Source organism: Streptomyces sp. NPDC042364 (genome assembly GCF_056437585.1).
Window position 1 is genome coordinate 108,617 of sequence record NZ_JBWKAJ010000019.1, and the last position, 13,026, is coordinate 121,642.

Sequence of the window (13,026 nt, forward strand, 5' to 3'; positions counted from 1 at the left end):
TCACCGCTCCCTGACCAGCCGGGCGTACGCGCCGCCGCGCGCCACCAGTTCCTCGTGCCGCCCGCGCTCCACGACCGTGCCGTGCTGCAGGACGACGATCTCGTCGCTGTCGCGGACCGTGCTGAGCCGGTGGGCGATCACCACGCAGGCACAGCCGCGCTTGCGCAGGTTGTCCATGACGACCAGCTCGGTCTCCGCGTCGAGCGCGCTGGTCACCTCGTCGAGGACGAGGATGCTGGGCCTGCGGACCAACGCCCGCGCGATCTCCAGACGTTGGCGCTGACCGCCGGAGAAGTTCCGCCCGTCCTGCTCGACCCTGCTGTGGATGCCACCGGGGCGGCGCGCCACCACGTCGTACAGGGCCGCGTCCCGCAGCGCCTCCACCACGGCCTCGTCCGGGATCGACGGGTCCCACAGGGCCACGTTGTCGCGGACGGTGCCCTCGAACAGGAACACCTCCTGGTCGACGAAGGAGACGGACGCGGCGAGCGCTCCGCGAGGGATGTCCTCGAGCCGCCGCCCGTCGATGCGGATCACGCCCTCCCAGGGGGCGTACAGGCCCGCGATCAGCCGGGAGACCGTCGACTTGCCGCTGCCCGAGCCGCCGACGAGCGCCACCTGCCGGCCCGGCCCGACCGTGAGGTCGAAGCCGGTGAGCAGCGGCTTGTCGAGCGGGCTGTAGCCGAAGGTGATGTTCTCCAGCTCGATGTGGCCGTGGAGGCGGCGGGTGGACTCGGCCGAGTCCGGGCGGGCGTACAGCGGGTCGGCCTGGAAGTTCTCCACGTCCTTCAGCCGGGCCACATCGGCCGCGAAGTCCTGGATGCGGCCCGCGACACCGTTGAGCCGGGTGATCGGCGCGGTGAAACGGGTGACCAGCGCCTGGAAGGCGACCAGCAGGCCCACCGACATGTGCCCCTCGACCGCGCGCATCCCGCCGATCCAGAGGATCAGGGCGCTGTTGAGGGTGGCGAGGGTCGGGGCGACGACTCCCAGCCAGGCGCTCGGCACGCCCAGCCGCTGCTGTTCCTCCAGCGTGGTCGCGTGCTGTCCGGCCCACTTGCGGAAGTAGCCGTCCTCGCCGCCGGTGGCCTTCATCGTCTCGATCAGCTGAAGACCGGTGTACGCGGTGTTGGTGAGCCGGGCGTTGTCGGCGCGCAGCTTGGCCGTACGGGTCGCGCGCAGCCGGATCACCACCCGCATCGCCACCACGTTCAGCAGGGCGACCGCGATGCCGACGAAGGCGAGCTGCGGATCGTACGTGTAGAGGAGCACGGCGTAGAGGACCACCACGACCGCGTCCACGCCGGCCGCCGCGAGGTCGCGGGCCAGGGTCTCGGCGACCGCGTCGTTGGACTGGAGCCGCTGGACGAGGTCGGCGGGGCTGCGCTGCGCGAAGAACGTGACGGGCAGGCGCAGCAGATGGCGAAGGAAGCGGGCGCTGCCGAGCGTCGACGAGATCAGCCGCCCGCGCAGCAGGTTCGCCTGTTGCAGCCAGGTCAGCAGGACCGTCAGCAGCACACAGGCACCCATGGACGTGAACAGCACGCCCAGCAGCGAGGTCTGGCCGCCGATCAGGAACATGTCGATATAGGTGCGGCTGAGCGCGGGCACCGCCGCGCCGACGGCCACCAGCAGCAGACTCGCGAGGACGGCGGCCGGCAGGGTGCCGGAGGTGCCGCGCATCCGGGCGGGCATCGCGCCGAGCACCCCCGGCCTGCGGCCGCCCTTCGCGAAGTCCTCGCCCGGTTCCATGACGAGGACGACACCCGTGAAGCCGGCGTCGAAGTCCTCCATCGCCACGAACCGGCGGCCCTTGCCGGGGTCGTTGATGTGGACCCCGCGCCGCCCGAAGCGGCGCCCCATCCCGTCGTAGACGACGTAGTGGTTGAACTCCCAGAACAGGATGGCCGGCGCCTTGACCTCGGCCAGCGCTTCCACGTCCATCTGCATGCCCTTGGCGGTCAGCCCGTAACTGCGGGCCGCCTTCAGCAGATTGCTGGCGCGGGAGCCGTCGCGGGAGACTCCGCAGGCGATGCGCAGCTCCTCCAGCGGGATGTGCCGCCCGTAGTGGCCGAGGACCATGGCGAGGGAGGCGGCGCCGCACTCCACGGCCTCCATCTGGAGCACGGTCGGGGTGCGGACACCCTTGCGGACGCCCTTGGGCACCGGGCGCTTCTTCGGCGCCGCCCTGCGTCGGCCGTGCGTCGGCGGCGGCGCGGTGTCCGGTGATGAGGTCACGGGAGCAGCCAATCGATCGGACGCTCGTCGGCCATGCGGATGGAACCCGTGGCCATGGTCATGGAGGTCAGCTCGAACGGCGGCCCGTCCTGCGACGACCACCGGTAGCCCGAGGCGGTCGACGCCGCCCGGTCCAGCCGCACGGTGACGGCCACCGGCCGGCCCTTCCTGGTGAACTGCTCGCCGAGCTGGCCGTCCCCGAGGAACGCGGTGATCGACTGCGGGGTCTGCGCGGTGCGGTCCACCGACTTCACATGGCCGCGCAGCACCCCGTACCGCTGGGTGGGGGCCGACTGGACGGTCAGGTCCACGGGCGCGTTCCGCGGGATGGAGGCGGCGTTCGCGGCGGGCACATACACCGTGGCGTACAGCGGGTCGTCGGGGTCCGCGACCTTCTCGACGGCCGCGACATCGGCGCCGGTGCGGATGATCTGGCCCATGGTGGCGGCGAGCGCGGAGACCCGGCCCGCGGCGACGGACCGTACGACCGCCTCGCCGTCGGCGGTGGCGACCTTCAGGACCGGGGCACTGGCGGGGAGCCGCTCGCCCTGTTCGGCGAGGACGGCGGTGACCTGGCCCGCGACCGGGCTCTGCAGGACGTAACTGCCCTGGCCGTGGGTGAGGACGGCGGGCGCGCTGACGGTGGACGCGACGGAACCCGTGACGGCCCACACGGACGCGGCGGCCATGGCGACCACGGTCACGGACAGCACGAGCCAGCCCTGCGGGCGGGCGAAACGCACGGGGAGGTCGAGTTCCTCCGGCGACCGGAGCTTGGCGAGGGCCTGTTGGCGGAACTGCACGGGTCTTCCCTCACCTGCGAACAAAGGGGGACGGGTTCTGCGGCACCCGAGAGCCCCGGAACCGTCAGGCGGTTCCGGGACTCAGCGGTACCGGGGGTCGATCAGAGACCGGCGACCAGGTTCGTGACCGGCGCGGTGTTCAGGCCGGTGACACCCTCGACGGTGCCGACGGCCGTGTTGACCAGGCCGGAGACCGGGGCGACGCCGTCCACCACACCGGTGACGGTGCCGACGGCGTTGACCTGCAGACCACCGGCGACGGCGTCCAGCGCGGCGTCCGACAGCTCGGCGGTCTCGACCTGGGGGGTGGAGTTCATGATGGAACTTCCCTTCGTATGGATATTCACAGGGGGGGGAGCGGCCCCCTTCTGGGGACAGAACGACGGCCGCACACGGGGGCGTCCGACTCTCGTCTCGGAGAGCTCGGCGGCCCCTCGCGGTGCGATGGATCAAAGCAGATCGCCGTGGCGCGCATCCAATCAAGAAGCCCTCCCACCAGCGCACTTGGTGACCAAGGCCGGTCATCCGTGCACAACCGCGCACGCGTTGGGGCCAAGTTCTTCACACCGCTCCCGGCATCGTCATGGGCGCTTCGTTGCCACCCGGAAAACGAACTGGACACTCCCGCCTCAAAGACGCGGCGCCCGGCGGACCGCTGTGCAGATCCGCCGGGCGCCGTGACCTCACTGGGCATTCGGTGTGGAGATTCCCCGAAGCCGTCATCCCCATCGGTGACCGGAACGGACCGCTGTCGCGTGGTGGCTCAACGTGCCCGCGCCGGCGCTGACTTTGTGTGGATTCGCTCGGGAAAAGGGGCTCTTGTCACCCCGTCAGGGCGTACGCCGTGCTCGCCCGGGCCGCCGGCTCGCCCGAGTCCGCCGTGGTCATGGCGATCTCGGCGAAGGCCGTCCGGCGGCCCAGCTTGGTGAGAACGGCCTCCACCAGGACGTCCTCCTCCGTCACCGCCCGCTGGAAGCCGGTGGACTGCTGGACCGTCGTCATCGGCACGAAGGAGCCGCGTGCCGCCGACACCGCGATCACCGTCGCCGTGTCGGCCGCCGCCAACAGCGCCTGACCCGACAGGGCATCGTTCCCGTCCGTACGGGCGGGAAGTCGTGAAATGCCACCCGAACCGCACTTTGCGAAAGGCAACATCGAAATCTTTTTGCGGGACGTTGAACACCCCACCGGAACCATCCGTACCAACTGGCAACCAGGCGCCCCCAGTTCACCCGCCGGACGGCGGTACGGACCCCGTCCCCAGGAGGTCAAGAGTTGAGTCACAAACGAGCCACCAAGCGTAAGGCGTTCATTGCCGCAGGCGGTGTGGCGGCGCTCGGGGCAGCGGCCCTCATCCTGCCGAACGCGATGGCGTCCCAGACGGAGTCCAACGACGCCGCCCCGAAGACGCTCGCCGCGGGCGACGCCTCCGGCCTCGCCACCCAGCTCCAGAAGCAGCTCGGGGACGCGTTCGCAGGCGCGTACTACGACTCGGGTGAGAAGCAGCTCGTCGTCAGTGTCGTCGAAGGCCACCAGGGCGGCAACAACGCGATCGCTCAGGCCGAGAGGGCCGGTGCGGAGATCCGCGAGGTCGACAACAGCTGGTCCGAGCTCAAGGCCGGTGCCGCGACGCTGAAGAAGGAGGCGACCGTCCCGGGCACCGCCTGGGCGATCGATCCCCGCACCAACAAGATCCAGGTCACCGCCGACTCCACGGTCACCGGCGAGAACTGGGACACCATCGAGTCCACGGTGAAGTCCCTCGGCTCCGGCATGGCGGCCATCAAGAAGTCCGCCGGCACCTTCAAGCCCTTCCTGGAGGGCGGCGACGCCATCTTCGGCGGCGGCGCGCGCTGCTCGGCCGGTTTCAACGTCACCAACGCCGACGGCACCCCGGGCTTCCTGACGGCCGGTCACTGCGGTGTCGTCGAGCCCGAGTGGGCGGAGGAGGAGGGCGGCGCGCCGATCGGCACCGTCGACGCGGAGACCGCCACCTTCCCGGGTGTCGGTGACTTCGCCCTGGTCAAGTACAACGACCCCGCCACCCAGGCGGCCAGCACCGTCGACCTCGGCAACGGCCAGACCGTGAACATCAACGCGGCGGGCGAGGCCACGGTCGGCCTCCAGGTCTTCCGCATGGGCAGCACCACCGGTCTCGCCGACGGGCAGGTCACCGGCCTCGACGCGACGGTGAACTACCCCGAGGGCACCGTCACCGGCCTCATCCAGACCAACGTCTGCGCCGAGCCCGGCGACAGCGGCGGCTCGCTCTTCACCCAGGACGGCCAGGCCATCGGTCTGACCTCCGGCGGCAGCGGCGACTGCACCGTCGGCGGCGAGACCTTCTTCCAGCCCGTCACCACCGCCCTCGCGGCGGTCGGCGCCACCATCGGCGAGGGCGGCGCGGGCGCCGGCGAGGAGGCCGCCGGCGGAGCCGGTGACGCCGCGGGCGCGGGCGAGGAAGCGGCCGGCGGCGCGGGTGACGCGGGTGCCGGCGAGGAGGCCGCCGGGGGCGCAGCCGGTGCCGGTCAGGAAGAGGGCGCGGGCGAGGCCGGCGCGGGCGAGCAGGCGGCCGGCGGTGCCGGCGACGCGGCCGGTGCGGGCGACGCCGGTGCGGGCCAGGAGCAGCAGCAGGGCGCCGGTCACCAGGGCGTCGACGAGCAGGGCAACGCCGGTCAGTGACCTCACACCGGTGAAGGCGTGGGCGGCGGTTCCGTGATCAGCGGCCACTGACAGCGGACCGTCGGCCCCACGAACCGCCTGCCTGCCACTCCACACCACACCACACCGGCCCGCAGGTGGAACGGTCCGGCCCTCTGAGGGGAGGGCCGGACCGCTGTCGTATCCGCGGACGGTGACCGTCAGGGCGGCGGCTGCCACAGCCCGACACGGTCATCCGGCCCGGACGGCGGAGCCCGGACGCCGCACGGCGTCCGGGCTCCGCCGTGCCGTCAGGCGGTGCCGGTCGCCCGCAGCAGCAGCAACGCCACGTCGTCGGACCGCTCCTCCGCCGTACCGGTCTCCCGGACGAGCACGTCGGCGAGTGTCTCCAGCGGCTGGTCCCCGGCCCTGGTGAGACGTTCCCCGAGATCGGCCAGGGCGTCCTCGATGTCGACGCCCGGCGCCTCGATCAGCCCGTCGGTGTAGAGGGCGAGCACGGAGCCCTCGGCGAGCGCGACCTCGGTCGTCGGATACGTGGCGGACGCGTCGATGCCGAGGAGCGGCCCGCCCGCGAGGTCCAGCACCTTCACCCGCCCGTCCGGTCGGCGCAGCAGCGGCGGCGGATGACCCGCACGCGCCATGACGGCCGTGCCGTGCGCCGGGTCCAGACGCAGATACAGACAGCTGGCGAACAACTCGCTGCCGAGGTCGATCAGCAGCCGGTTGGTGCTGCTCATCACGTCCTCCGGGGCCTGCCCCACGGTCGTGTACGCGCGGACCGCCGTACGGATCTGCCCCATCAGCCCGGCCGCCGTCACGTTGTGCCCCTGCACGTCCCCGATCACGGCGGAGGCCCGGCCGTGCGAGAGCACCAGGTCGAAGAAGTCGCCGCCGATGTCCATGCCCCGGGTCGCCGGCAGATAGCGGGAGGCAGCCTCGATGCCGGGGATCGACGGCAGCGAGTGCGGCAGCAGTGCGGCCTGCAGCCCGTGCGCGAGCTGGTGCTTGGCGTCGTACAGCAGCGCCCGCTGCAACGCCTGGGCGATCAGCCCACTGAGGCTGGTCAGCACCGCGCGCTCCTCCGCCGGGAAGGGATGCGGATCGGCGTACCCGAGCACACAGGTGCCCACCGGCTGGCCCTGGGCGATCAGCGGCAGATAGGCCCAGGCGCCCAGCCCGTCCGGCGTCGTCTGCCGCAGCGGGTACAGGTGCTCCAGCTGCTGGCGGCTCTCGAAGAAGGCCGGCACCCCGGTGGTCAGGGCGCGGGCGCCGGGCATCTCGGCGCTGAGCGGCATGCCGTCGAACCGTTCGACGAGATGCGGGTCCGTGTACCCGTGATGGCCCAGCACATGGAGCCGTCCCGCCCGTGAGCCGAGCATCACCAGCGCCTGGGAGCCGACGGCCGGCACGATCTCGTTCGCGACCAGCTCCACCACGTCCTGGACCCCCACCGCCTCGGTGAGGGCGCTCGCCATGGCCAGCACGTGGTCGATGGTCACCAGTCGGCCCGGTCCGTCGTCCTCGCCCTCCTGCCGTGCGGCACCCTTCGCCGAGGCGACCGCACGGGCCCGGGAGATCCGGACGCTCAGCCCGTTCGTCCCCGGGTACAGCCGGAACGACAGCCACTCGCCCGGCGGCTTCAACGCCATGAACGACGTGACGTGCTGACTCATCAGCGCGGCCCGGTAGCGGTCCTCGTGCGCGGGGTCGTTCAGCCACGGCACGGACGCCCACAGCTGCATGCCCAGCAGCGCGCTCACCGGGATGCCCAGCAGTTCGGCGGTGGCCGCGTTGGCGAAGGTGATCCGCCCGTGCAGATCGAGCGCGCACATCCCGTACGGCAGCCGCGCCACCATCCGGGCCGCCTCCACCGTCCCGAGCGTCCCGGCCACCGTGGTCGTCGACGGCGCGGAGAGGTCCGGCTCCGGCAGCACCGGCCTGCCCTCCTCCTCCGCGCGCCGCAGCCGCATCGCGAGCCGGTCGCAGGCCGAGGTGAGCTTGTCCCGCTCGCGTTCGCTGAGCTCCGGGGGGTGCGAGCCCGGCCAGGTCAGGAAGACGGCGCCGTAGGTGGTGTCACGGGTCGCCACCGGCAGCGCGGCCATCGCGAACGGATAGGGCAGGACGACGGCGATCCGGGGATAGCGGCGGGCCATCTGCTCCTCGCCGTTGACCCACACCAGCCGTCGCTCCCGGACGGCCTCGGAGACCGGGGCCGGGGCGCTCAGACTCACCCGCTCCCACGGCGCGGCGAAGGACCGCGGCAGCCCCGCCATCACCGCCATCTCCAGGACGGGCGCGTCATGGGCCAGCAGGTACACCGCACCGGAGTGCGCCTGGACGTCGTCCATCATCGCGGCCAGCGCCAGGGACAGCAGGGGGTGGCCCATGCGTGCGGTCTCGACCGTCGTCCGCTCACCGGACGCCGGGACGTCCGACATGCCGACCACCTCCTCGTACGGTCGCGCCACGCGCCCCCGGGTCAAGGCTCCCTCCTGGCGGCCCGGCACGCACCTCGCGGAGGCGAAGCCGCAGTACCCCATCGCGCGGCAGGCATTCCCCCCGGGTGGATGCGCGACCGCGCGCACGAGCGCCGCGCGTGCGCCCCCAAGCACCCCGTTGGCTGGTTCTTCGCGACCGGGGCGCGATCGGGGACGCCGACAATGGGCACGCGCTGAGACGAGGAAGCGGCGGCGGCCGGGGGAGGCGGAGGGCGAACGTGATCCGGGTACTTCTCGTGCACGACGAGTGTCTGGTCCGGTCGGTACTGGCGGAGTGGCTCCGCCGGGAGACCGACCTGGCGGTGTACGACGAGCCCTGGCGCAGAGCGCCGGGGCGCGTGCGGTCCCTGCGGCCGGACGTCTGCGCGGCTGACCTGGACTGCGCCGACGCGGTGGGCATCCCGCCGCTCGGCGATCTGCGCGGCAGCGGCGGCACCCCCTCGGGGCTCGTGGTGCTCGCCCACGCCGGCAGACCCGGCCTGCTGAAGCGGGCCGCGGAGGCCGGAGCCCTCGGCTACGTGGACAAGGAGGGCGCCCCGGAGCGGCTGGTGGCCGCGATCCGCCAGGTCGCCGGGGGCAGGCGTTTCGTCGACGACTCGCTCGGCTTCGGCTTCCTCAAGGCCGCCGAGATGCCGCTGACCGGACGGGAGCTGAGCGTGTTGTCCCTGGCGGCCGAAGGGGCCTCCGTCGCGGAGATCGCCGGCAGCCTGCACCTGTCCCACGGGACCGTGCGCAACTACATGGCCGCCATCACCCGCAAGACGGGGGCGCGCAACAGGATCGACGCCATCCGGATCTCGCAGGGCGAGGGGTGGCTCTGACGGCCCGGCGGTGGCCCGGAGGGGCTGACCGTCCGGCGCCGGGCAGGGCGCCTGGCGGTCGGGGGCATGGGCCGCAGGGGCCATGCCCTGTTTCCGCCCCGTGCCGGACCGCGGCCCGCATGCCCCGATGCCGTGGACCGCCCTGCCGCCCCAAGACCAGGGACCGTCAGAGCCCCCGCCCCGGGGCGGGAGCCTGCCCGGGTGACCAGGCGCCCACCAGGTCACGGTAGAGCGGTGAGCGCGCCAGCAGGTCGTCGTGGCCGCCGAACGCGACGTGGCGCCCGTCCATGACCAGCACGCGGTCGGCACGACGGGCCGAGCTGACACGGTGGGCGACCACGACGAGGGTCGTGCCCGGTCGCCGTGCGAAGGCCCGCTCCGCGCGCTCCTCGGCCTCCGGGTCCAGGTGACAGGTCGCCTCGTCGAGGATCACGACCGGCGCGTACGACAGATGGGCCCGGGCCAGCGCGATCAGCTGCCGCTCGCCGGCGGACAGCGCGCCGGGGTCGACCTCGGCCCCCGGCCCGCCCATCCGTTCCATCACCTTCGCCAGCCCCACGGCCTCCGCGGCGGCCCACAGCTCCTCCTCGGGCACGGTTTTCGGCCGCAGCTCGCCGAGGTTTTCCGCGAGGGATCCCCTGAAGACGTACGCCTCCTGCGGAATGAGCACCCGCTGTGCGCGGGATGTGGCGCCGGGTACCCGGTGTCCGCACAAGTGGACGGTGCCGTGCCGGGGGCGGAGGAGGCCCGCGACGATCCCGGTGAGCGTGGACTTGCCGATGCCGCTCGGACCCACGACGGCGAGGTGCGTGCCCCAAGGCACGCGGAGGTCGAGGCCCTCGACGACGGGGGCGGCGGCGGGGCCGTAGGCGAAGGTGACGGAGGAGAGGACGAGGGCGTCGCGCGGGGGAGGGGGGAGGGGCGGGCCCGTCGGCGCCGGGCGGGACCCGGGGGCCGCGGGGTCGGCCGCAGGGGAGGCCGGCTCCGGAAGCGCGGCCGCAGGGGAGGCCGGCTCCGGAAGTGGCGGGTGCGACGGCTCGTCCGCCGGTGCCAGCCGGCGCAGGACCACCGCGAGGCGGGAACCGCTCGTGCCCAGGCCGTGGACCAGGTTCCGCAGGGCGGGGAGGAGGGACTGGGTGACGTAGGCGAGGGCACCGATCAGGGCGCCCACGGTGACACCGCGCGCCAGCAGCCAAGGGGCGGCCGCCAGCAGCAGGACGACCGGGACCTGGCCGCCGACCGCCAGGGACACGACACGCAGGACACCCCAGCGGGCGAGGGAACGCGCGGCACGGTACTCGGCGTCGACGCGCCGCCCCGTGTCGTCGGCGACCGGCTCCTCCGCACCGGCCGCCGTGATGTCCCGCAACCCCGGGCACACGGCGCCCAGCCCCGTGGCGAGGGCCTCGTCGGCCACGAGGAACCCCTCCTGCCTGCGGGCCAGGGGACGCAGCGACGCGGCGAACAGGGCCACGCCCACGGCCAGCGGGGGCACCACGACCAGCAGCAGCGGGGGAGCGAGCGAGAACAGCCCGAGGAGCGCCCCGGCGGCCGTGAACACGAAGGAGCGGGACACCATCACCACGCCGGCGAAGGTGTCCCGGGCGATCTCCACCTGCTGCGTCAGCCCGGACAGGGCGCCGTCGTCGGCCTCCCGCACGCCTCGCTCGACCACCCCGCGAACAAGGCGGTCCCGCAGCGGTTCCACCAGCGCGGCGACGCACCCGTACACCCGCCCGGTCCCGAACGCCCCGACGACCACGGCCGCGGCCCCGATCCCGAGCCACCCCGCCCCGGCCCCCGCCCGCCCCGCCAGAAACCCCTCGTCCAGGGCGCGGGCGAGCGCGTACCCCATGAGGAACGTCTGCGCCGTCTCCAGCACCGACCAGCACACGAGCCGCACGACGACGGAGGCCCGCCTCCGCAGAAACCGGAGACCGCGACGCGGCAGACCGGGGTGCGGGCGGCGTGGCGGAGACGGCGGCGTGGCGAGGACGCAGGCCCGCATCAGCCCCCTCCACCCGTCGGGAGGGGCGGCTCGGAATCACCGTTCCGCGCGCCCTCTTCCCCCGTGTCACCGCCCCCGTCCGCCCCCGCCGGGCGGTTGCCCCCCTGCCCGAACAGCTCCCGGTAGCCCGGCAGACGCCACAGCTCCGTGTGCGTTCCCGTCGCCCGCACTCTCCCCCCGTCGAGCCAGGCGACGGTGTCCGCGCGGGCGGCCGTGGTCGGGCGGTGCGTGATGAGGAGGCGGGTGTGGGCGGGGGAGTGGTGGAGGAGGGAGCCGGTGATGTGGCGTTCGGTGACGGTGTCGAGGCTGGAGAGGGCGTCGTCGAGGATCAGCAGACGGGACGTCCGGGCGAACGCGCGTGCCAGTCCCAGCCGTTGGGCCTCACCGCCGGAGAGGGGGGCGTCGGCGCAGCGGGTGGCGTAACCGTGGGGGAGGCGGTGGATGAACGTGTCGGCGTGGGCTGCCCCGGCGGCCCGGCGCACACGGGCCGGGGAGGGACGGGAGACGCCCAGGGCGATCGTGTCCTCCACCAGGTCGCCCAGCAGGGCGGGGCGTTCGAAGGCGTGGGTGATCGCGCCGCGCAGCTCCCGGCGGTCGAGCGTGCGCAGGGGCACGCCGTCGAGACGTACCTCTCCCTCGTCCGGGTCGAGCAGACGCCCGGCGACGGCGGCCAGCAGCGACTTGCCCGCGCCGGAACGACCGACCACGGCGAGCGTGGTCCCGGCCGGTACGACGAGGTCCACCCCGTCCAGGACGGTGCGCGAGCCACGGCGGACGGCCACCCCGCGCAGCTCCAGCAGGCCGCGTCCGGACGGCGGAAGCCTGCGTTCTCCGTACCCGAGCGGAGGTTCGTCCAGCACCTCGTCGAGGCGCCGGGCCGCCGCCCGGGCACGGACCAGACCGGAGAGCTGTCCGACGAGGACGCCGACACCCGCCGCCAGCACGGCGTAGCGGGACGCGGCCAGCAACTCGCCGACCGACACCTGTCGTCGGGCGAGCAGCACACCGGCCGTCGCCAGCACTCCGATCTGGAGCAGTGGCGCCATTGCCGCCGCGTGCGCGGCCGCACGCCCCTGGACCCGCCACATGCGGTGCCCTTCGCGGGAGAGCCCGGGCAGTGGACGAAGGACGCGGGCGACGGTCCGGCCGGCGGTCCCGGCCGCCGCGATCGTGCGCGCCCCGGCGACGGCCTCGGCCAGTCCGCTCGCGATACGGCCCTGGAGCTCCTGGTATCGGGTCTCGCAGGCCGAGGAGTCGCGGGCGAGACCGCGCAGGAGCAGGGCGAGGGCCGGGGCCCCGGTCAGGAACACCCCCGCCAGCCAGGGGTCGATCAGGCCGAGGGCCACCACCGCGCCCACCGGTCCGGCGAGCGCGGCGAGCAGTGCGGCCCCGGTGGCGGGAGCGGTCCCCGCCTGGGCGGCGCTCCCCACCAGCCGGGCCACCAGGTCCCCCGGCCCGGACCGGGCGACGGCCCGTGGGCCCACCGCCAGCACGTGCCCCACCAGGCGGCGGCGCAGCCAGGCCGTGGCCCGCGCGCTCGTCGTCCCGCCGACCACGGTCTCCACGGCGTCCAGCACGGCGATGAACAGCAGCGACGTGGCGCACCACAGCACCCAGCGGGAGGCCGCGGGGTCACCCGTCAGCAGGAGGTCCAGGGCGCGGCCCAGCATGACCGGCAGCACCAGGTTCGCGCCCGTCGTGGCTGCGGCCACCAGGGCCAGGGCGGTGCAGCGGCGGGCGGAGTACCTGATGGTCGCGGACATCAGGGCGGCCGGCGCGGGGGACGCGGTGGCCGCGCCGGAGGGGGCGGGCGTGGTGGACGTGGCGGCCGGACCGCTACCACCGGGTTCGGTGAGGGTCGTCATATCCGTCCTGACGTGGACCGAGGCGGGGCTGCCGGGGACCGGTGCGGGACGCCGGACATGTGCGGGGCCCGGACGGCCCCCCTGCCGGACAGGGGATGGGGGACCGTCCGGAGCCCCGGCGCGACCCCGCCG

General features: G+C 73.8%; 9 protein-coding genes. 2 read left to right on the forward strand and 7 right to left on the reverse strand.

All coding sequences use genetic code 11. The features are described 5' to 3' along the window. The 4 genes from AC067N_RS30305 to AC067N_RS30320 all read right to left on the reverse strand — a co-directional run bounded on the left by AC067N_RS30305 (position 1) and on the right by AC067N_RS30320 (position 4,196). Positions 1 to 2,166, reverse strand: a complete 2,166-nt coding sequence (locus tag AC067N_RS30305) for an NHLP family bacteriocin export ABC transporter peptidase/permease/ATPase subunit (RefSeq protein WP_478682118.1) — start codon at positions 2,164 to 2,166, stop codon at positions 1 to 3. A 68-nt stretch (positions 2,167 to 2,234) separates the two neighbouring features. Next, on the reverse strand, positions 2,235 to 3,041 hold the full coding sequence (locus AC067N_RS30310; protein WP_478682081.1) for a hypothetical protein: 807 nt from the start codon (positions 3,039 to 3,041) through the stop codon (positions 2,235 to 2,237). A 101-nt stretch (positions 3,042 to 3,142) separates the two neighbouring features. Beyond that, positions 3,143 to 3,358 (reverse strand): type A2 lantipeptide, encoded by a 216-nt coding sequence (locus tag AC067N_RS30315; RefSeq protein WP_478682082.1) that lies wholly within the window; start codon positions 3,356 to 3,358, stop codon positions 3,143 to 3,145. Positions 3,359 to 3,863: 505 nt separating this feature from the next. Next, positions 3,864 to 4,196 carry a hotdog domain-containing protein gene (locus tag AC067N_RS30320; RefSeq protein WP_478682083.1) on the reverse strand — a complete coding sequence of 111 codons (333 nt, stop codon included), beginning with the start codon at positions 4,194 to 4,196 and terminating at the stop codon, positions 3,864 to 3,866. A 120-nt stretch (positions 4,197 to 4,316) separates the two neighbouring features. Between AC067N_RS30320 and AC067N_RS30325 the strand changes: the two genes are divergently transcribed. Next, positions 4,317 to 5,723, forward strand: a complete 1,407-nt coding sequence (locus AC067N_RS30325; protein ID WP_478682084.1) for a S1 family peptidase — start codon at positions 4,317 to 4,319, stop codon at positions 5,721 to 5,723. Positions 5,724 to 5,992: 269 nt separating this feature from the next. Here the strand turns inward: AC067N_RS30325 and AC067N_RS30330 are convergent, their stop codons facing one another. Next, the gene (locus AC067N_RS30330) at positions 5,993 to 8,140 is read right to left on the reverse strand and encodes a SpoIIE family protein phosphatase (RefSeq protein ID WP_478682085.1); all 2,148 of its coding nucleotides are present in this window, start codon (positions 8,138 to 8,140) and stop codon (positions 5,993 to 5,995) included. A gap of 278 nt (positions 8,141 to 8,418) precedes the next feature. Between AC067N_RS30330 and AC067N_RS30335 the strand changes: the two genes are divergently transcribed. Further along, positions 8,419 to 9,021, forward strand: a complete 603-nt coding sequence (locus tag AC067N_RS30335; protein ID WP_478682086.1) for a LuxR C-terminal-related transcriptional regulator — start codon at positions 8,419 to 8,421, stop codon at positions 9,019 to 9,021. Positions 9,022 to 9,187: 166 nt separating this feature from the next. On the opposite strand, the gene AC067N_RS30340 is transcribed toward AC067N_RS30335, so the two are convergent. Both AC067N_RS30340 and AC067N_RS30345 read right to left on the reverse strand, forming a co-directional pair. Next, entirely contained in the window at positions 9,188 to 11,029 is a 1,842-nt protein-coding gene (locus tag AC067N_RS30340; protein ID WP_478682087.1) for an ATP-binding cassette domain-containing protein, read from the reverse strand. Further along, the gene (locus AC067N_RS30345; RefSeq protein WP_478682088.1) at positions 11,029 to 12,894 is read right to left on the reverse strand and encodes an ABC transporter ATP-binding protein; all 1,866 of its coding nucleotides are present in this window, start codon (positions 12,892 to 12,894) and stop codon (positions 11,029 to 11,031) included. The genes AC067N_RS30340 and AC067N_RS30345 overlap by 1 nt, the downstream gene beginning before the upstream one ends. Positions 12,895 to 13,026 lie beyond the last annotated feature (132 nt).